Origin of the sequence: Polynucleobacter necessarius (assembly GCF_900095215.1) — a bacterium.
Taxonomy (GTDB): Bacteria; Pseudomonadota; Gammaproteobacteria; order Burkholderiales; family Burkholderiaceae; genus Polynucleobacter; species Polynucleobacter necessarius_H.
The window spans coordinates 900,808-919,345 of record NZ_LT606949.1 but is presented as its reverse complement, the minus strand read 5'-3'; the positions used below and the strand labels follow the sequence as shown (position 1 = coordinate 919,345).

Genomic DNA, 18,538 nt, shown 5'->3' with positions numbered 1-18,538 from the left:
ATGGATTTGGGATTACAGGGTAAGATAGCTTTGGTAATGGCTTCTAGCCGTGGCTTATGGCAGGCCATGGCTGTGTCGCTCGCTCGCGAGGGGAGTTAAGGTGGCTGTTGCTGGGCGCAATGCCGAAGGTTTACAAGAGTCGGTTGGATTAATCGAGACTGCCGGAGGGAGGGCGCTTGCGCTCAATTGGGACCTCTCAGATTCTTCGGTGATTGATGGCTTGATTACGCGGGTTGAAAGTGAGTTGGGCCCAATCGATATTTTGATCAACAATACTGGCGGCCCACCACCAACACAGGCTGCAGGACAAGATCCCGCGCTCTGGCAAAAGAGTTTTAACGATATGGTGCTATCGCTCATTGCGATTACCGATCGTGTTTTGCCTGGTATGTGTCAGCGCAGCGTGAAGGTACTAGTTACGAAGACGTTGTTAAGGCTAGCTTGAGACAAATACCCATGGGAAGATATGGCGATCCCGAGGAGTATGGAGATGCGGCGGCTTTTTTGGCTAGTCAAAATGCCTCTTTTATTACAGGCACCGTCATGCGTGTTGATGGCGGCCAAATTCAGGCAATTTGAGTCAATCTATTCTTCGCTTCTTCAGTAGTTTGAGGCGTGAGTTTCGCTCTAAGTTGGCTTGGCTTTTTGTAGCGCTAATCCTATCGGTAACCGCGCTTTCGAGCGTAAATGTTTTGGCGGATCGCATGCAAATGGCTTGCGCATACGACGCTCGTCAGCTGCTAGCTGCAGACTTCCTCATTGTTTCTGCTCAACCATTACCCAATTTATTTGTAGAGCAGGCGCAAAGCAGTGGTTTGATGGTTGCGCAAACTGTGGTGTTTCCAAGCATGGTTACCGCTGGCGTAAACAGCAAGCTGTGGTCTATTAAAGCAGTCAGCCCTGGATATCCTCTTCGCGGTTCATTGCGCATTCATTCAAAAGGTAGCAGCAATACTATTTCTACTGGACCTGAACAGGGCTCTGTTTGGGTCGATCCCGCAATGTTGGCAACCCTACATGCGCAAGAAGGAGACGTGATGCAAATTGGCCGCCAATCCTTTGTGATCGATGCCACTCTAGAACGCGAGCTTGATCGAGGCGCCGGTTTTATGAACTTCGCACCCCGCGTGATGATGTCCATGGCTGATTTAAGCGCAACCGGCCTCATTGGAATAGGAAGCAGGGTTACTTATCGAGTATTGCTGGCTGGTGCAGATGAGCAAATTGCTAGGTATGAAGCATGGGCTGCCGGATATATGGAAATAAATGGGCTTAATGGTGTTCGCATTGAAACTTTGAAAAATGCCAAACCATTGATGCGTAAAGCGCTCGAACGCGCAGACCGGTTTCTGTCATTGATCGCGCTTGTGACCGCCATGATAGCTGCGGTAGCTATAGCTCTATCCGCCTATCGCTACGCACGCAAACAGGTCAGCGTCTGCGCGGTTCTGAAATGCTTAGGCGCAAATTCAAAGACGATAGAAATGAATTGAATGTAGTCAACATCTCCACCTTTTGGATTGCTGTTTTTGGGATGGGTGCTACAGTTGCATTGATTATGGCTGCGGCTAGAGATTGGAAATTGGCTTTGTGAACATGCATTAGTTTTTCAGTCGCGATAGTGCTTTTTGCTCTTGCGTCTTGGGGAATTTTACGATTGCTTTGCGCCATACCCACCAAGCGCTTTACGCTCAGGTTGGTTGCCCTATCCCAAGGCCGAAGTAGTGGTTTAGTGCTTGTACAAGTTACCGCATTGAGTATTGCATTAATGGCACTGTTATTGGTTTTATTAATGCGTGCAGATTTCTTAAGTGCCTGGCAAGGGAGTGTGCCGAGTGATGCACCAAATCGTTTTATGATTAATATCCAAGAAGAGAAAAAACAAAGCCTTGCTAAATCTCTTCGGGGTGCAGGCATTTCGACCCCGCAGTTTTATCCAATGGTAAGGGGTCGTTTGGTTGAAGTGAATGGAAGTGCCGTGACTCCAAATCATTATTCAGAAGAAAAAAATGCGAAACGCTTTATCGACCGTGACTTTAATTTGTCTTACACGGATCAATTGCCATCAGACAATCAAATATTGTCGGGCAAATGGATTGAGGGCGATGCGCCGCAGATCTCAATGGAAACGGGGATTGCAAAAACCCTAAAATTAAAAATGGGTGATGAACTAACATTTGAGGTGGCGGGGGAGCAAATAACAGCCCCCATTACTTCATTGAGAAAACTGGACTGGGGCTCCATGCGTGTGAACTTCTTTGTCATCATGCCGGCCGCTCAGTTACAGGCATTACCTCAGTCCTGGATTACGTCCTACTATCAACCGCCAGTGCAAGATTCCTTGGATTATCGGTTAAGTCAAGCCTATCCCAACTTAACCATTGTTGATGTATCCACTTCGCTTTGGCAAATTCAGGAAGTTCTGAACAAACGTTCCTCGGTCTTATGCTTGTTATTGGTATTTACTGTTATTGCCGCGGTCTTGGTGCTCCTATCCGCAATTGCTGCTACACAAGATGGGCGCTTTAAGAATGCGGCTTTACTGAAGGCTTTGGGTGCCTCTAAACGCACGCTAGGGATCATTGCAAATACTGAATTAGTGGTGATTGGGTTGTTGGCGGGCATCCTTGCGGGATTGGGTTCGGGGGTGGCTGCTTTGGCATTAGGCCGCTACGTATTGGAAATCGAATTTCACGCCTTCGGTCAGGCCTTATTGATGGGGGCTGCTTTTGGAGTGCTTGCCTGTCTCGCATCCGGTTACCGCTTTCAAAAGCGTTCAGAAGACAACGGCGATTGAATGCCTGCGTGAGGTCTAGAGCCAAGTAGTTAGGACAGGGTCACCAGGTTCTTGGGGAGCTCAACTAAGCGAGTGCCAGCGAGCCTGTCTGGAAGGCTTTGTCGATACAAGATAGTTTGACGATCCAAATAGATGCTTAGTGGCCAAATAAAGAGCGCAACAGCAAAGAGCATTTCAATAATTTGCCACTTTTGCAAATGAAAAGCCCATTGCAAAAGAACGCAGGGAATTAACCATAGAGAGCCATAGACATAGCGCCAATAAGCCTGTCGTCTAGTGAGATTAAATCCTTTGCCTCCAATAATTCGGATGCGCCAAGTTTGCATGGCAAGTGTTTGCCCAGACTTCGTCCAGTACCAGACAAAATAAATTCCTAAGACGGCGTAGAGGTATATGAAGGTGAGCCAACTGGGCAAGGAGATGCCAAATAAAATTCCAAGCCCAAGATTTGGCACTAAAAAGGTGATGGCAATAACACCAAGCAATACGAGTTGTTCGTAGAGGCCACAGGCAACCCGACGCCAAAACTGCGGTGATGGTAATGCGCTAAGCTCGGCGGGGGTCATAAACTCCTGAATTATAGAAGGGGCGCTGTCCGCGCTGGCCCCTGAATTTTCAACTGGTGCAGGCGAAGGTGAGCTGGGAATAATCGCGGCTGGTGGAAGAGCTGCTTTTGGTGAGATCGGGCGTTGTTGTAGTGTCGGGGCGTTTGCAGCTGTTGGTTTTTTCTTAAGCTCAGACTCTGCCAATTTCTTTTTTTGTTCGTCGCTCAGTTTTTGGTAAGCGCTCCACGCCTCTGCCTTTTTCTCGGCGAGGAACTTGAGGCTAGCAAGGTAATTTTCACGCGCGATGCGCCGCTCTTTTTGTGAGAGATTGGACCAGCTAGTCATGCGCGACTGGAGGCGCTCTTGATCTTGCGCGCTCATTTTGGGGTAAATATTCGCCACCTGAATCCATTTCTTACGACTATCCGGAAGCATATAGTCCCAATCGTCCTCCAGTGGCGCAAGGATTTTTTGTTGAGCAGGCTTGAGACTTTCCAACGTACCGTCTGGTTTTTTTTCGGGGATAGCCGTGGATTTTCCATGAGCGCCGCTAGTCTGCGTTTGCGCTAGAACAGGGCCAATCTGAACGGCAGATAGAGTCGTCAGCAACACAAAGCTGCTTGCCCAAAATGTTTTACTGGTAATTGACATTCAGCGTCTGAATTATTTGCGAACCGAATCAGATGTATTGCTGGAGTCAGATAAGGGACCATTCTTCAGGAAGGCCATGAACCCGCTGTCAGCATATGCGTCTGGTGGCACGTCGTCAGAGAGAAGGGCTGCATCAACTTCGGCGATGTCATTGATGCGAGAGTTATGTTGCCATTGGGCAATCCAGATAAGGCCAAAAATCAAAACAACTAAAGGGGCGATCCAGCCTACGGTATCCCATAGGCCATTTGAGCCTGAGGCCAAATTGCGAGATGTGCCAGCCAATACCGCTTTTTGAATGCGCACTTTTTCAGGCTTTTTAATGGCTACGGCCTTCATACGTGCCGCATAAAGTCGGTATTTGATATTTTGCGGAATATTCTGGGTACCTTGGCGAAGCAGGGCAGCGCTAGCCTGACCAAATTGATCGGCTTGGGTCTGAGTCAATGGTTCATCAAAGTGTTTCACAGCGTAATTCCTTTTAATTTCAATGCTTTATCTAATGTTTGGGTGGCCCTAGAGCAGTGTGTTTTGACACTACCTTCACTGCAACGCATTGCTTTGGCCGTCTCAGTAATGCTTAGCTAATCCCAATAACGCATTAGGAAGGCTTCTCATTGACGTACGGGTAATTTAGATATTTCTGACTCCAAAGCCTGTAAAAGCTGACTTTTTTTCCAGTTTGTGTGCCCAATCTTGGTGCATTTCACTGTCATCTGGGGCTGACAAAGACTCTATGGGGTTAAAATCGTCTTTTTCATCGGTTTTTTTGCACATATTGGAAAACAGGGTGACCCAGGTATTGCGGACCTTTTGTCTTCTGAACCAATTATGAATGCGATTTTGCAAAATTCTAGTGAATACCAGGGGGAGTTCCGCTGCGGGCCTATCCCCATATTTTTCAGCCAGCTTGATCATGGCATCCTGAACAATATCTAGGGCAGCATCGTCGTCGCGCACAGCATAGACCGCCTGCTTAAAAACGCGCTGCTCGACACTACTTAAAAAGTCAGATAGTTCTTGGGCTGCTGCCATGCACTGGATTAGACCTGAATCATTAGGAATTGGGTCAATTTAGGGGATTGCTATAGAATGTAGGAATTACTACCTAGAATCTCATTCAAGAAGTGGTGCAGTGGTTTTTTCCGGTAGCAGCGCCGTTCGAACTCAGGCCATAAGCAGGAGATAGAGCAGACCAAACAATTTTTTACCAAAAATTGCAAAGGACGAAAGAAGATGAATACAAGCAGCGCCGAATTTTTAGCTACTAAAGCTAACAAAGACACAGCAAATACAAATAATGACGCAGCGCCTCCAGAAATGATTGGCGCAGATATGCTCGTGCATGCACTGCACAGAGAGGGTGTTGAATTCGTTTGGGGTTACCCAGGTGGTTTCGTTCTCTTTATCTATGACGAAATTTTTAAGCAGGATAAGTTTGAACACATTCTTGTTCGCCACGAGCAAGCGGCGGTTCATGCGGCCGATGGATATGCGCGCGCAACCGGTAAGGTTGGCGTCGCTGTAGTGACCTCAGGTCCTGGCGTAACGAATGCGGTAACCGGTATCGCTACTGCATACACTGATTCGATTCCGATGGTGATCATCAGTGGAAACGTGCCAACCTACGCTATTGGTGAAGATGCTTTCCAAGAGGCGGATACCGTTGGTATTACTCGCCCAGTGGTGAAGCACAACTTCTTGGTAAAAGACGTGAAAGATCTTCCGCTGGTACTCAAGAAGGCTTTCCACATCGCACAGACCGGTCGACCCGGTCCCGTGTTGATTGATATTCCTAAAGACGTATCTGCAGCCAAGGGACCATTTGTTTATCCAGAAACTCTGGAAATGCGTTCCTACAACCCGGTGATTAAGGGTCATAGCGGTCAGATTCGCAAAGCAGTAGCTTTGTTACAAGAAGCAGAACGTCCATACATCTACACCGGTGGTGGCGTGATTTTGTCTGATGCAGCCCCTGAATTAAAAGAGTTTGCAGACCTCTTGGGTTATCCCGTTACCAATACCTTGATGGGCTTGGGCGGATTCCCTGGAACAAGCCCACAGTTTTTGGGCATGCTCGGTATGCACGGTACTTATGAAGCCAATATGGCCATGCAGCACAGTGATGTGTTGATTGCGATTGGCGCGCGTTTTGATGATCGCGTGATTGGCAATACAGCACACTTCGCAAGTCATCCGCGAAAAATCATTCACATTGATATCGACCCATCCGTTATTTCTAAGCGCGTGAAGGTCGATGTTCCTATTGTCGGTAATCTCAAAGAGGTATTAGTTGAGATGACTGCCCAACTCAAAGCTGCTGGCCAGCGTAAAAACAGCGATAAAGTTGCTGCTTGGTGGGCTCAGATTAACGAGTGGCGTAAAAAAGATTGTCTGAAGTACGATGAAGCCTCTCAAATCGTCAAGCCGCAGTACGTTGTTCAAAAGTTATGGGAGCTCACTGGTGGCGATGCATTCATTTGCTCTGACGTAGGTCAGCATCAAATGTGGGCCGCTCAGTTCTACAAGTTTCATAAACCACGTCGCTGGATTAACTCGGGTGGCCTTGGCACTATGGGTGTTGGCTTGCCATACGCCATGGGTATCAAGAAAGCGTTCCCCGAGAAGGATGTTTTCACTATTACTGGTGAAGGCTCCATTCAGATGTGTATTCAAGAGTTATCTACTTGCAAACAATATGACACCCCTGTAAAGATTGTTTCCCTGAATAATCGTTATCTCGGCATGGTGCGCCAGTGGCAAGAGTTGACTTATAACAAGCGCTATTCCAGTTCATACATGGACTCATTGCCAGACTTTGTGAAGTTGGCTGAAGCCTATGGTCATGTTGGTATGCGTATTGAGAAGAAGTCTGATGTTGAATACGCTCTCAAGGAGGCGATTCGTTTAAAAGATCGTACCGTCTTCATGGACTTCCAGACTGACCCAGAGGAGAATGTTTGGCCTATGGTTCAAGCTGGCAAAGGTATCACTGAAATGCTGTTGGTTAGTTAGGATCTCTAATGCGCCATATTATTTCTGTACTAATTGAGAACGAGCCGGGCGCATTGTCACGTGTAGTAGGTCTTTTCTCTGCTCGCGGTTACAACATCGATACATTGAGTGTTGCGCCTACCGAAGATCCGTCATTGTCTCGGATGACCATCGTGACTTTTGGTTCTGATGATGTGATTGAGCAAATCACGAAACACTTGAATCGTCTAGTGGAAGTGGTGAAAGTCTTTGATTTAAGTGAAGGCCCGCATATTGAGCGTGAACTGATGATGATTAAGGTTCGCGCTGTAGGTAAAGAACGTGAAGAACTGAAGCGCACTACTGATATCTTCCGCGGTCGCATCATTGATGTGACCGATAAGAGTTACACCATTGAGTTAACTGGTGATGGTGCCAAACTGGATGCCTTTATTGATTCGATCGATCGCGCATCGATTCTAGAAACTGTCCGTTCGGGTGGATCTGGAATTGGTCGTGGAGAGCGTATCCTCAAAGTTTAATTTTTTTTAACTGATTACTGCATTAATTACATTTTCAATACAAGGAAAGAGCATGCAAGTGTTTTACGATAAAGACGCTGATTTGTCCCTCATTAAGGGCAAGAAAGTCACCATCATTGGTTATGGTTCACAAGGTCACGCGCACGCATTGAACCTAAAAGATTCTGGCGTCAACGTTACTGTTGGTTTGCGTAAAGATGGTGCTTCCTGGAGTAAAGCGGCCAATGCTGGTTTGGCAGTGAAAGAAGTTGGCGAAGCGGTTAAAGATGCCGACGTAGTCATGATGTTGTTGCCTGACGAGAAAATCGCTGACGTCTACAATAAAGAAGTGCATGGCAATATCAAACAGGGCGCGGCCCTGGCGCTTGCTCATGGCTTTAACGTTCACTACGGTCAAGTTCAGCCACGCGCTGACTTGGACGTCATCATGATTGCTCCAAAAGCGCCTGGCCATACAGTACGCGGTACTTATGCTCAAGGTGGTGGTGTTCCTCATTTGATCGCTGTTTACCAAGATAAATCTGGTTCAGCGCGTGATGTTGCTTTGTCATACGCAACAGCAAACGGCGGCGGTCGTGCCGGCATCATCGAAACCAACTTCCGCGAAGAAACTGAAACTGACTTGTTCGGCGAGCAGGCTGTTCTTTGTGGTGGCGCAGTTGAATTGATCAAAGCAGGTTTTGAAACTTTGGTTGAAGCTGGTTACGCTCCTGAGATGGCTTACTTTGAGTGCTTGCATGAACTTAAGTTGATCGTTGACTTGATCTACGAAGGTGGTATTGCCAACATGAACTACTCAATCTCTAATAACGCTGAGTACGGTGAGTATGTGACCGGTCCACGTGTTGTTACAGAAGACACTAAGAACGCAATGCGTCAGTGCTTAAAAGACATCCAGACTGGTGAATATGCGAAGAACTTCATCCTTGAAAATAAGGCAGGCGCTCCAACATTGATTTCACGTCGTCGTTTGAATGCAGAGCATGACATCGAAGTGGTGGGCGCTAAATTGCGCGCCATGATGCCTTGGATTGCCAAGAACAAATTGGTTGATCAAACTAAGAACTAAGTGTCACATTTATAGAAGTTCATTCAAAGACTCAGAACAAAGATGATGTATCCACACCCCATTATTGCGAAAGAAGGATGGCCGTATTTGGCGTTAGTGGGGGCAGTGACTTTACTTGTCCACTATCTTGGTGGTATTGTTTGGTCATGGCCTCTTTGGATCATCTTTATCTTTGTTCTGCAGTTCTTCCGTGACCCACAACGTATTCCTGCTATGGGTCGCGATTTAGTGCTATCTCCTGCTGATGGGCGTATCGTGGTTGTTGAAAAAACCAACGATCCTTACGCTGGTCGTGAAGCGCTCAAAATTAGCGTATTCATGAATGTATTTAATGTTCACTCAAACCGTAGTGCAGTAAACGGCTTGGTGAAGGAAGTTCAGTATTTCCCTGGTAAGTTCGTAAACGCGGATTTGGATAAAGCATCAACAGAGAATGAGCGTAATGCCGTTGTGATTGATGCCAATGGTCAAATCGTGACTTTGGTTCAGGTTGCTGGTTTGCTGGCTCGCCGCATTCTTTGCTACATCCATGTCGGTGACCGTCTTAAAGTGGGCGAGCGTTATGGATTTATTCGCTTTGGTTCACGTGTTGATGTGTATTTGCCGTTGACTGCAGAGCCACTAGTTAGTGTTGGTGATAAAGTATTTGCAACAAATACAGCCTTGGCGCGTTTGCCTGGCTTAGATTGATTCGAAATATTATTCACTAGGATATTTTTTGACTACATTTCGCCGTCGTGGTCGCATAGACCGTAGCCGCTTTTCTCATAGATCTACCGCATCCTCTGCACACCAGTTGGCGGAAGAATTGGGTGATGGGGTTGATTGCGAGGTAGAGGAGCTGCATCCTCAAAAGCCCCGCTTGCGTAGCAAGGGCATTTATCTTTTACCGAATGCATTTACAACTGCTGCTTTATTTTGCGGTTTCTATGCCATCGTTAATGCGATGAATCACCAGTTTAAAATTGCGGCCATTGCTATTTTTGCCTCAATGGTGCTTGATGGCATGGATGGGCGAGTCGCTCGCATGACTAATACGCAGAGCGCTTTTGGAGAGCAATACGATTCACTGGCGGATATGGTTTCTTTTGGTGTTGCTCCGGCATTAGTTGCCTATGAGTGGGCCTTAAAAGATTTGGGTCAATGGGGATGGTTGGCCGCATTTACCTACTGCGCAGGAGCGGCATTGAGATTGGCACGTTTTAATGTAAATACTGGTGTCGTAGATAAGAAGTTTTTCCAGGGCTTACCTAGTCCAGCAGCTGGCGCTTTAATGGCTGGTTTTATCTGGCTGACCGATGACAATAAGATCCCGGTGCGAGATACAGCCATTCCTTGGGCAACTTTCTTCATTGCCGTGTACGCAGGTTTAACCATGGTCTCGAACGCGCGTTTTTATAGTGGCAAGGCCCTAGATGTTCGTTACCGCGTGCCATTTGGTGTCATGGTATTGATGATTCTGACCTTTGTGCTGATCTCATCCAACCCGCCTTTAACTCTATTTGGTCTATTCGTGGTGTATTCAATCTCTGGTTATGTCATTTGGGCATGCGAAAGACTGAGTGGCAAGCGTTTTAGCTAAACCACTCTTTTTGGGGTATATTTCAACCATGTTGATCAATTTCTCGCCTTTAACTGGCCTCCTTCTGCTAGCGCTAATCCTCAAGCTTGGGGCGGGTAAGGTCTGAATTAATGAGATAAAAGATATTCATTAGCCACCACATACCAGCCCCAGCAAATTGCTGGTTTTTTTTGTTTTAAAGATTAAATTAAGCTGTAATTAAATATAAGTATCAAAACTGGATAGTAGTGATGAGCGACAAAGTAATCATTTTTGACACCACCTTGCGTGATGGAGAGCAGTCTCCTGGTGCATCTATGACCAAAGACGAAAAAGTGCGCATTGCACGTCAGTTAGAGCGTCTTAAGGTGGATGTGATTGAGGCTGGATTTGCAGCTAGCTCAGAGGGTGACTTTCAGGCAATTTCTGCCGTAGCTGCAGCTGTTAAAGACTCCATCGTATGCTCACTCGCTAGAGCCAATGACAAGGACATCACGCGTGCTGCCGATGCATTGCAAGCCGCTAACGCAAAACGTATTCACGCATTCTTGGCCACGAGTCCATTGCATATGGCGGTTAAGTTGCGCATGTCCCCGGAAGAGGTCTTAGAGCAAGCTAAGCGCTCGATTCGTTTTGCTCGTAACTTGGCGGCAGATATTGAATTTTCGGCTGAAGATGGTTATCGCTCGGAAATGGATTTTTTATGTCGCGTGGTTGAGGCGGTCATTAATGAAAGCGCTTCAACGATCAATATTCCGGATACGGTAGGTTATGCGATTCCAGAGTTGTATGGAGAATTTATTAAAACCTTGCGTACGCGCGTGCCGAACTCTGATAAAGCAATTTGGTCGGTGCATTGCCATAACGATTTGGGCATGGCGGTTGCCAATTCATTAGCTGGAGTGAAAATAGGTGGCGCTCGTCAGATTGAGTGCACTATTAATGGCTTGGGTGAGCGCGCTGGCAATACCGCCTTGGAAGAGATCATGATGTCATTGCGCACTCGCAAGGATTACTTTGATATGGTCTGCGGTATTGACGCAACCCAAATCGTTCCGGCTTCTAAATTGGTTTCTCAGATCACCGGTTTTGTGGTTCAGCCTAATAAGGCGGTAGTGGGTGCTAATGCATTTGCTCACACTTCAGGCATTCATCAAGACGGTATTTTGAAGAACCGCGACACCTATGAAATCATGCGTGCAGAGGATGTGGGTTGGTCTGCCAATAAGATTGTTTTAGGCAAGCTCTCAGGCCGCAACGCTTTTAAACAACGCTTACAAGAATTGGGAATTACCGTAGAAGCTGAATCGGATTTGAACGAGGCATTTACTAGATTTAAAGCCCTGGCCGATCAAAAAGCGGAAATTTTTGATGAAGACATTATTGCCATCATGTCTGATTCAGCTCCAGCAGAAGAGGGCGAGCATTACAAATTCATTTCATTGAGCCAGCATTCAGAAACTGGTGAGCGCCCTAAATCGCGTGTGACATTTCGCATGGGTGATAAAGAGATTAGCTCTGAAGCCGAAGGCAATGGCCCGGTGGATGCCAGCTTAAATGCAATTGAAGTGATAGCGCAGAGTGGTGCAGAGCAGTTGCTTTATTCGGTAAACGCGATCACAGCAGGAACTCAATCGCAGGGTGAGGTTACGGTGCGCTTAGCGAAAGGTGGGCGTATTGTGAATGGGGTGGGCACTGATCCTGACATCATTGCCGCCTCTGCAAAAGCGTACTTTTCCGCTTTAAATAAATTGCACGACCCTAGTCAAGTAAAACTCAATGCGCAGATGACTCCCTAATGCTGGGAGTCATCGAATACGAATTTTATTTATTTACGTCCGTATTCTTATAGTACTGCGTGCCTTTGCCGGTAATTTCTGCGGCAAGGCCGGAGTCGGTAAGTTGATACATTAGTACGCCCGGAGCCACAACGGTTGCGTCTTGATAGGCCTCACCATCTTTTTCATATTTGGCTGCTGCGGTAACTTGGCAGCCAAAAGTCCAGCCAGAATTTACAAAGTCATTTAAGGCTGTTTCGTTTTCAAATACAAAAATGTTTTGAAACGATTTAATTCCAAAGTCAGGGCCAAAAAATGAGCCAAATTGCGCATAAGCTGGCTGGAAAAGTCCAAAACTGAGTAGCAAAAGGGTGAAAATATTGCGCGTAATTAGATTAATTATTTCTTAAGTTATTGTTTTAAAAGAGCATTTATCCTTTAATGAATAAATATGATGACATATTACGCCAGTTAAATAGGCTTGTATGCTGTAAAAAAGAGTGGGCTCTGCTACAATTCGATGGATTTGATTTTTAAAGCTTTTTTTTATTTTATTTTGTTAATCGCACGACACAAATTGGGTGAAAGCTCAGGTGTTCGCAAGTAAGGAGCATTAAAAATGGCAGTTTCTGATATTAAAACGGCGGAAATCATCAAAGAAAACGCGCGCAGCGCAAATGATACGGGTAGCCCTGAAGTTCAAGTTTCATTGCTTACAGCCCGCATTAATGAATTAACCCCCCATTTCAAGGCTAACGCTAAAGATCATCACAGCCGTCGTGGTTTGTTGAGGATGGTTTCACGTCGCCGTCGCCTCTTGGATTACCTCAAAGGCAAAGACTTGGATCGCTATCGCGCATTGATTCAGAAATTAGGTCTCCGTAAGTAATTCTTATTGGTATGCAATGCCATCTATCTTAGGGTTGTTTCTTCGCGGAATCAGTCTTAAGCAGATGGCATGTTTTTTGGGCGCTTCAAGATCATTTGTGTAGGGGATTGTGTCATTCCAATGAGTTTCGGAAACAGATTCAGAGCCTCCCTGGAATGGCATCCCTTGTGATCTTAAATCGCTCCAGTGTTGTCGCGACACTGCTTTATCCCGCGACAAGCGTAAGGCTCATGTGAGTTTTGCGTGAACAATTTGGAGAAGATCAGAATGACAATGTTTAAAAAAGCAGTTAAAAGTTTTCAATGGGGCAACCATCAAGTAACAATGGAAACAGGCGAAATCGCTCGCCAATCTGGCGGTGCTGTGATCGTTAACGTCGATGACACAGTAGTCATGGGCACAGTAGTTGCTTCTAAGTCTACAAAGCCAGGCCAATCCTTTTTCCCATTGACTGTTGATTACCTAGAAAAAACTTACGCAGCAGGCAAGATCCCTGGTGGCTTCTTCCGTCGTGAAGGTCGCCCATCAGAAGGCGAGACTTTGATCTCCCGTTTGATCGACCGTCCATTGCGTCCTTTGTTCCCAGAAGGTTTCTTGAATGAAGTTCAGATTGTAGTACACGTGTTGTCTATCAACCCAGATGTTCCTGCAGATATTCCTGCTTTGCTCGCTGCTTCTGCAGCTTTAGCAATTTCAGGAATCCCGTTTGCCGGTCCAGTTGGCGCTGCGCGCGTTGGCTACGCTAACGGCCAATATTTATTGAACCCAACTCGCACAGAGCAAGTTGCTAGCGAACTCGATTTGATCGTTGCTGGTACGCAAGCAGCTGTATTGATGGTTGAGTCTGAAGCAAAGCAATTGTCTGAAGAAGTGATGCTTGGCGCTGTTGTGTATGGTCATGACCAAATGCAAACAGCAATCAACGCTATCAATGATTTAGTACGTGAAGCTGGCAAGCCTGAGTGGGATTGGACTGCTGCTCCTAAGGATGAACCATTGATCGCTAAGGTAACTGCATTGGCGGAGGCGCCATTGCGTGAGGCTTATCAGATTCGTCAAAAGGGCGCTCGCTCAGACAAGTTGAAAGAAATTTCTAAAGAAGTTTTGGCTAAGTTATCCGAAGAGGGTGATGTTGATGCGGTTGCTGTGAGCGACATTATGTTTGAAATCGAAGCGAAGATTGTTCGTAGCCAGATTTTGAATGGTGAGCCACGCATTGACGGTCGCGATACACGTACTGTACGTCCAATCGAAATTCGTAACGGAGTATTGCCACGTACACACGGCTCTGTTTTGTTTACTCGTGGTGAAACTCAAGCATTAGTTGTTGTAACATTGGGTACTGCACGTGACGAGCAAATTATTGATGCGCTCGAAGGTGAATACCGCGATCGTTTCATGTTCCATTACAACATGCCTCCATTTGCTACTGGTGAAACTGGTCGCGTAGGTAGCCCTAAGCGTCGTGAAATTGGTCATGGTCGTTTGGCTAAACGCACATTGATTCCAGTGTTACCGAGCCCAGAAGATTTCGCATACAGTATTCGTGTTGTTTCAGAGATCACTGAGTCCAACGGCTCATCTTCAATGGCTTCTGTTTGCGGCGGCTGTTTGGCAATGATGGATGCTGGTGTTCCAGTGAAAGCGCACGTTGCTGGCGTAGCAATGGGCTTGATTTTGGATGGCAACCGTTTTGCTGTGTTGACAGACATCTTGGGTGATGAAGATCACTTGGGCGACATGGACTTCAAAGTAGCGGGTACTGCTAATGGCATTACTGCACTCCAGATGGACATTAAAGTTCAAGGTATTACCAAAGAAATTATGCAAGTAGCTTTAGCGCAAGCCAAAGAAGGTCGCTTGCACATCTTGAGCAAAATGCAAGAGGCGATGGGTTCAGTTCGTGCAGAATTGTCTGCTCATGCTCCACGTATGGTTTCTTTCAAGATTCATCCAGACAAGATTCGTGAAGTAATCGGTAAGGGCGGCGCAACAATTCAAGCGTTGACTAAGGAAACTGGTTGCAGCATCGATATTAAAGATGACGGTACTGTAACGATTGCCTCCACTTCTGCTGAAGGCATGGCTGAAGCTAAAGTCCGTATCGAAAGCATCACTGCTGAAGCTGAAGTAGGCAAGATCTATGAGGGTCCAGTTGTAAAGTTGCTTGAGTTCGGCGCTTTGGTAAATATTCTTCCAGGCAAAGATGGGCTCTTGCACATCTCTGAAATCTCCAATGAGCGTGTAAAAGAAGTGAAAGATTACCTCGCTGAAGGTCAGGTTGTTCGTGTGAAATTGTTGGCTGCTGATGAGCGTGGTCGTTTGCGTTTGTCGTTGAAGGCTGCGATGGCTGATGAGGGTGGCACAATCGCTCCTCTCGCAGGTGCAACTGAGGCTGTAGTTGAGGCAGCGGCAGCGCCTAGCGAGTCAGCTTAAATTCTTTAGCGAGCTGAAATAGTTATGCGCGTAATTGAAATCAAAGAGCTTGGCGCACCAGAGATGCTGGTGCCAACCAATCGCCCTGATCCAGCGGCTCCTGCTGCTGGTACTGGTGAAATTTTGATCAAAGTTTTAGCTGCTGGAATTAATCGCCCAGACGTTTTGCAACGTAAGGGTCACTATCCTGTTCCAGCAGGCGCATCCGATATCCCTGGTCTTGAAGTGGCTGGCGAAATTGTGGGCGGAGATTTGGCTCATGTCGACAATCTATTTGGTTTGAAATTGGGCGATAAAGTATGCGCGCTTTTGCAAGGCGGTGGTTATGCTGAATTGTGTACCGCCCAAATTGCGCAGTGCCTACCTTACCCAAAGGGATTTACTGACCAAGAGGCGGCAGCTTTGCCTGAAACTTTCTATACCGTATGGAGTAATGTTTTCATGCGCGGAGAGTTGTCTGAAGGCGAAACTTTGCTGGTTCAAGGTGGATCTAGCGGTATTGGCGTAACGGCTATCTTGATCGCTAAAGCATTGGGTCATAAGGTATTTGTAACGGCAGGTACCGATGAAAAGTGCGCTGCCTGCGTTGCCTTAGGCGCTGACCTTGCGATTAACTATAAGACACAATATTTCGTCGAAGAGGTAAAGCAGGCTACCGACGGCAAAGGCGTCAACGTTATCTTGGATATGGTCACTGGTGCTTATGTCCAGAAGGAAATTGATTGCTTAGCGGATGATGGCCGCATTGTGATTATTGCCATCATGGGCGGCTCTAAAGCAGAAGTGAATACTGGTCAAATTTTGCGTCGTCGTTTAACGATTACTGGCTCCACTTTGCGTCCGCGTCCAGTTTCATTTAAGAAACAAATTACCAAGCAACTATTTGAAAACGTTTGGCCTTTGCTGAATGTGGGCACTTTGAAGCCTGTAATTTACAAAACATTTACGCTGGATCAAGCGGCAGATGCTCATGCATTAATGGAGTCATCTGAGCACATTGGCAAGATTGTGTTAACCGTTTAAAAATCCGTTAATCCCATATGCGACCACTCATCGTCATCGGCAACTGGAAAATGAATGGCAGTCTTGGCAGCAACCAAGACTGGATTAAGACTGTAGCTAGAGGCATGGAAAGTGGTATGCCATCTGGACGCAAATATGCGGTTTGCCCCCCATTTCCGTATTTACAGCAGTGTGCTGACTTAGTTAAAAGTCATTCATTGACATTCCTCAGTCTTGGCGCGCAAGATGCCTCAGCGTATAAATCGGGCGCCTACACTGGTGATGTAGCGGCCTCAATGCTAAAAGAGCTGGGCTGCTCCTATGTCATCGTTGGTCACTCAGAGCGACGTCAAATGCATCAAGAGGTAGATGAGATAGTTTCCGCCAAAGCGCTTCAGGTTCTTGATAGCGACATGACGCCGGTCATTTGCGTTGGCGAAACTGCCGATGAGCGAAACTCCGGTCGCGCGGAAGAGATTGTCTGTGCCCAGGTTGCCAAGCAAGTGAATGTACTTCAGGACCGTCTAGCCGACTGTTTAATTGCCTACGAGCCTGTGTGGGCAATCGGCACTGGAAAAGTAGCTAGCGCTCAAGTTGCTCAAGACATGCACCGCGCAATTCGATTGCAATTGGCTGAATTTGATGAGGATTTAGCCTCTCATGTAGGCATTTTGTATGGTGGCAGTGTCAAGCCCGATAATGCCGTTGAATTATTTGCCATGCTGGATATTGATGGTGGGCTGGTGGGGGGTGCTTCATTAAATCCCCAAGACTTTCTGGCCATCTGTCAGGCTTAGATTTTTTATTTGGAGATAAGTTGTGGAATGGTTTAAGACTTTATTGATCGTATTGCAGATAATTTCAGCTCTGGCTGTGATTCTTTTGGTGCTGTTGCAACAGGGTAAGGGCGCTGATATGGGCGCAGCTTTTAGTTCAGGCTCTTCTGGCAGCCTCTTTGGCGCCAGTGGCTCTGCTAACTTTCTATCGCATGCAACCGCTATTTTTGCTGCTGTTTTCTTTGTGTGCACCTTAAGCATCACTTGGATTGGTAATAAGAAAGAAGTGAGCCCAGGCGTCTTGTCTGGAACTGTAGCCCCTACGGCAGCTCCAACCGCTCCGGTTGCTCCAGTGCACAATCCAAGTAAACCAGCGGTTCCTAAGTAAAAAAGTAGGTTTTTACGTATTTTCTAGCCCAGTTTTTGGGGTAGTGCACTTGTGCAATGCAGTAGAATTGATGGGTTTTGCAAGATGCCGACGTGGTGAAATTGGTAGACACGCTATCTTGAGGGGGTAGTGGCTTAGGCTGTGCGAGTTCGAGTCTCGCCGTCGGCACCAAAAAAAGGTTTTGATAAGGGTTTTTGCTCTCAATCAATGCCTTATGTAGTGGAATAATTAATAATTTGCTGCTTTAGGATTTACCAGAAAAACGAATCAGGGCTATTTTGAATATCGCTAATAATTACTTTCCTGTTCTGCTTTTTATCCTCGTAGGTATTGGGGTGGGATTAGTCCCCATGTTCCTCGGAAAAATTTTGGCTCCCTCGAAGCCTGACGCTGAAAAACTCTCTCCCTATGAGTGCGGCTTTGAAGCTTTTGAAGATGCGCGTATGAAGTTTGACGTGCGTTACTACTTAATAGCCATTCTTTTCATCTTATTTGATTTAGAAACCGCGTTCTTGTTCCCGTGGGGTGTGGCGCTACGCGATATTGGATGGCTTGGTTACGCCTCTACGGTGATCTTCCTATTGGAATTCATTGTGGGATTTGTGTATATCTGGAAAAAGGGCGCTCTCGACTGGGAGTGATCGATATGGCATTAGAAGGTGTTCTCAAAGAGGGATTTGTTACTACCACTGCGGATCAGTTAATCAACTGGATTCGCAATGGATCTTTATGGCCCATGACTTTTGGATTGGCCTGTTGCGCGGTTGAAATGATGCATGCCGGCGCATCTCGCTATGACTTAGATCGCTTTGGCATTGTGTTTCGCCCATCGCCACGTCAATCCGATTTGATGATTGTGGCTGGTACTTTATGCAACAAAATGGCTCCTGCCTTGCGCAAGGTTTATGACCAAATGCCTGAGCCACGCTGGGTAATCTCTATGGGGTCTTGTGCCAATGGTGGTGGTTATTACCATAATTCCTACTCAGTTGTCCGCGGTTGTGACCGCATCGTGCCAGTGGATATTTATGTTCCTGGTTGTCCTCCAACCGCAGAAGCGTTGATCTACGGAATTATTCAGTTGCAATCGAAGATCGCTCGCATTAGCACTATTGCGCGGAAGGCTTAATC

Annotated in this window: 18 protein-coding genes, 1 tRNA gene and 2 pseudogenes; 17 read left to right on the top strand and 4 right to left on the bottom strand. The window is 46.6% G+C overall.

Annotated features, from left to right (window positions below; translation table 11 throughout):
- From DXE35_RS11370 to DXE35_RS09690, 3 genes and pseudogenes are all read left to right on the top strand, one after another.
- Window positions 1-579, top strand: a pseudogene (locus DXE35_RS11370) (SDR family oxidoreductase).
- Window positions 576-1,493: an ABC transporter permease gene (locus tag DXE35_RS09695; protein WP_197713978.1), complete on the top strand. Its 918-nt coding sequence runs from the start codon at window positions 576-578 to the stop codon at window positions 1,491-1,493. The pseudogene DXE35_RS11370 and the gene DXE35_RS09695 overlap by 4 nt, the downstream one beginning before the upstream one ends.
- A 239-nt stretch (window positions 1,494-1,732) precedes the next feature.
- Complete coding sequence (locus DXE35_RS09690; RefSeq protein WP_197713977.1) at window positions 1,733-2,797, top strand: ABC transporter permease; 1,065 nt, start codon at window positions 1,733-1,735, stop codon at window positions 2,795-2,797.
- Between the two features lie 29 nt (window positions 2,798-2,826).
- Here DXE35_RS09690 and DXE35_RS10425 read toward each other — a convergent pair whose 3' ends face one another.
- The 3 genes and pseudogenes from DXE35_RS10425 to DXE35_RS04980 all read right to left on the bottom strand — a co-directional run bounded on the left by DXE35_RS10425 (window position 2,827) and on the right by DXE35_RS04980 (window position 5,028).
- Entirely contained in the window at window positions 2,827-3,993 is a 1,167-nt protein-coding gene (locus DXE35_RS10425; RefSeq protein ID WP_231970019.1) for a DUF3106 domain-containing protein, read from the bottom strand.
- A 12-nt stretch (window positions 3,994-4,005) separates the two neighbouring features.
- Window positions 4,006-4,461 carry a DUF3619 family protein gene (locus tag DXE35_RS04985; protein ID WP_114689769.1) on the bottom strand — a complete coding sequence of 152 codons (456 nt, stop codon included), beginning with the start codon at window positions 4,459-4,461 and terminating at the stop codon, window positions 4,006-4,008.
- Window positions 4,458-5,028: pseudogene (locus tag DXE35_RS04980) on the bottom strand (RNA polymerase sigma factor). Before DXE35_RS04980 ends, DXE35_RS04985 begins: the two are co-directional and overlap by 4 nt.
- 201 nt (window positions 5,029-5,229) lie before the next feature.
- On the opposite strand from DXE35_RS04980, the gene DXE35_RS04975 reads away from it, so the two are divergent.
- From DXE35_RS04975 to DXE35_RS04950, 6 genes are all read left to right on the top strand, one after another.
- Window positions 5,230-7,008, top strand: a complete 1,779-nt coding sequence (locus tag DXE35_RS04975; protein WP_114689768.1) for an acetolactate synthase 3 catalytic subunit — start codon at window positions 5,230-5,232, stop codon at window positions 7,006-7,008.
- An 8-nt stretch (window positions 7,009-7,016) separates the two neighbouring features.
- The gene (gene ilvN / locus DXE35_RS04970; RefSeq protein WP_011902903.1) at window positions 7,017-7,508 is read left to right on the top strand and encodes an acetolactate synthase small subunit; all 492 of its coding nucleotides are present in this window, start codon (window positions 7,017-7,019) and stop codon (window positions 7,506-7,508) included.
- A gap of 52 nt (window positions 7,509-7,560) precedes the next feature.
- Window positions 7,561-8,577 carry a ketol-acid reductoisomerase gene (ilvC, locus tag DXE35_RS04965; protein ID WP_114689767.1) on the top strand — a complete coding sequence of 339 codons (1,017 nt, stop codon included), beginning with the start codon at window positions 7,561-7,563 and terminating at the stop codon, window positions 8,575-8,577.
- A 42-nt stretch (window positions 8,578-8,619) separates the two neighbouring features.
- Window positions 8,620-9,267: a phosphatidylserine decarboxylase gene (locus DXE35_RS04960; RefSeq protein WP_114689766.1), complete on the top strand. Its 648-nt coding sequence runs from the start codon at window positions 8,620-8,622 to the stop codon at window positions 9,265-9,267.
- A gap of 28 nt (window positions 9,268-9,295) precedes the next feature.
- Window positions 9,296-10,159 carry a CDP-diacylglycerol--serine O-phosphatidyltransferase gene (pssA, locus tag DXE35_RS04955; protein WP_114689765.1) on the top strand — a complete coding sequence of 288 codons (864 nt, stop codon included), beginning with the start codon at window positions 9,296-9,298 and terminating at the stop codon, window positions 10,157-10,159.
- A 230-nt stretch (window positions 10,160-10,389) separates the two neighbouring features.
- Window positions 10,390-11,937, top strand: coding sequence for a 2-isopropylmalate synthase (locus DXE35_RS04950; protein WP_114689764.1), 1,548 nt, complete (start codon window positions 10,390-10,392; stop codon window positions 11,935-11,937).
- 25 nt (window positions 11,938-11,962) lie between these two features.
- On the opposite strand, the gene DXE35_RS04945 is transcribed toward DXE35_RS04950, so the two are convergent.
- On the bottom strand, window positions 11,963-12,283 hold the full coding sequence (locus DXE35_RS04945; RefSeq protein ID WP_231970018.1) for a YSC84-related protein: 321 nt from the start codon (window positions 12,281-12,283) through the stop codon (window positions 11,963-11,965).
- A 252-nt stretch (window positions 12,284-12,535) separates the two neighbouring features.
- On the opposite strand from DXE35_RS04945, the gene rpsO reads away from it, so the two are divergent.
- The 8 genes from rpsO to DXE35_RS04905 all read left to right on the top strand — a co-directional run bounded on the left by rpsO (window position 12,536) and on the right by DXE35_RS04905 (window position 18,536).
- Entirely contained in the window at window positions 12,536-12,805 is a 270-nt protein-coding gene (gene rpsO, locus DXE35_RS04940; protein WP_114689763.1) for a 30S ribosomal protein S15, read from the top strand.
- A gap of 267 nt (window positions 12,806-13,072) precedes the next feature.
- Window positions 13,073-15,241: a polyribonucleotide nucleotidyltransferase gene (gene pnp, locus DXE35_RS04935; RefSeq protein WP_114689762.1), complete on the top strand. Its 2,169-nt coding sequence runs from the start codon at window positions 13,073-13,075 to the stop codon at window positions 15,239-15,241.
- A 24-nt stretch (window positions 15,242-15,265) separates the two neighbouring features.
- Window positions 15,266-16,264: an NAD(P)H-quinone oxidoreductase gene (locus tag DXE35_RS04930; RefSeq protein WP_114689761.1), complete on the top strand. Its 999-nt coding sequence runs from the start codon at window positions 15,266-15,268 to the stop codon at window positions 16,262-16,264.
- Window positions 16,265-16,281: 17 nt separating this feature from the next.
- On the top strand, window positions 16,282-17,040 hold the full coding sequence (gene tpiA, locus DXE35_RS04925; RefSeq protein ID WP_114689760.1) for a triose-phosphate isomerase: 759 nt from the start codon (window positions 16,282-16,284) through the stop codon (window positions 17,038-17,040).
- Between the two features lie 22 nt (window positions 17,041-17,062).
- Window positions 17,063-17,407 carry a preprotein translocase subunit SecG gene (gene secG, locus DXE35_RS04920; RefSeq protein WP_114689759.1) on the top strand — a complete coding sequence of 115 codons (345 nt, stop codon included), beginning with the start codon at window positions 17,063-17,065 and terminating at the stop codon, window positions 17,405-17,407.
- Between the two features lie 86 nt (window positions 17,408-17,493).
- Window positions 17,494-17,578, top strand: a tRNA-Leu gene (locus tag DXE35_RS04915).
- Between the two features lie 107 nt (window positions 17,579-17,685).
- A complete protein-coding gene (locus DXE35_RS04910) occupies window positions 17,686-18,048 on the top strand; it encodes an NADH-quinone oxidoreductase subunit A (RefSeq protein ID WP_114689758.1) in 363 nt (120 codons plus the stop codon).
- A gap of 5 nt (window positions 18,049-18,053) precedes the next feature.
- On the top strand, window positions 18,054-18,536 hold the full coding sequence (locus DXE35_RS04905) for a NuoB/complex I 20 kDa subunit family protein (RefSeq protein WP_114690381.1): 483 nt from the start codon (window positions 18,054-18,056) through the stop codon (window positions 18,534-18,536).
- Window positions 18,537-18,538: the final 2 nt, after the last annotated feature.

Excerpts from the sequence above, each read along its gene's own strand:
- DXE35_RS10425 (WP_231970019.1), bottom strand. The coding sequence starts at position 3,993 with ATGTCAATTACCAGTAAAACATTTTGGGCAAGCAGCTTTGTGTTGCTG.
- DXE35_RS04975 (WP_114689768.1), top strand. The coding sequence starts at position 5,230 with ATGAATACAAGCAGCGCCGAATTTTTAGCTACTAAAGCTAACAAAGAC.
- ilvN (WP_011902903.1), top strand. The coding sequence starts at position 7,017 with ATGCGCCATATTATTTCTGTACTAATTGAGAACGAGCCGGGCGCATTG.
- ilvC (WP_114689767.1), top strand. The coding sequence starts at position 7,561 with ATGCAAGTGTTTTACGATAAAGACGCTGATTTGTCCCTCATTAAGGGC.
- DXE35_RS04960 (WP_114689766.1), top strand. The coding sequence starts at position 8,620 with ATGATGTATCCACACCCCATTATTGCGAAAGAAGGATGGCCGTATTTG.
- DXE35_RS04950 (WP_114689764.1), top strand. The coding sequence starts at position 10,390 with ATGAGCGACAAAGTAATCATTTTTGACACCACCTTGCGTGATGGAGAG.
- rpsO (WP_114689763.1), top strand. The coding sequence starts at position 12,536 with ATGGCAGTTTCTGATATTAAAACGGCGGAAATCATCAAAGAAAACGCG.
- pnp (WP_114689762.1), top strand. The coding sequence starts at position 13,073 with ATGACAATGTTTAAAAAAGCAGTTAAAAGTTTTCAATGGGGCAACCAT.
- DXE35_RS04930 (WP_114689761.1), top strand. The coding sequence starts at position 15,266 with ATGCGCGTAATTGAAATCAAAGAGCTTGGCGCACCAGAGATGCTGGTG.
- tpiA (WP_114689760.1), top strand. The coding sequence starts at position 16,282 with ATGCGACCACTCATCGTCATCGGCAACTGGAAAATGAATGGCAGTCTT.
- DXE35_RS04905 (WP_114690381.1), top strand. The coding sequence starts at position 18,054 with ATGGCATTAGAAGGTGTTCTCAAAGAGGGATTTGTTACTACCACTGCG.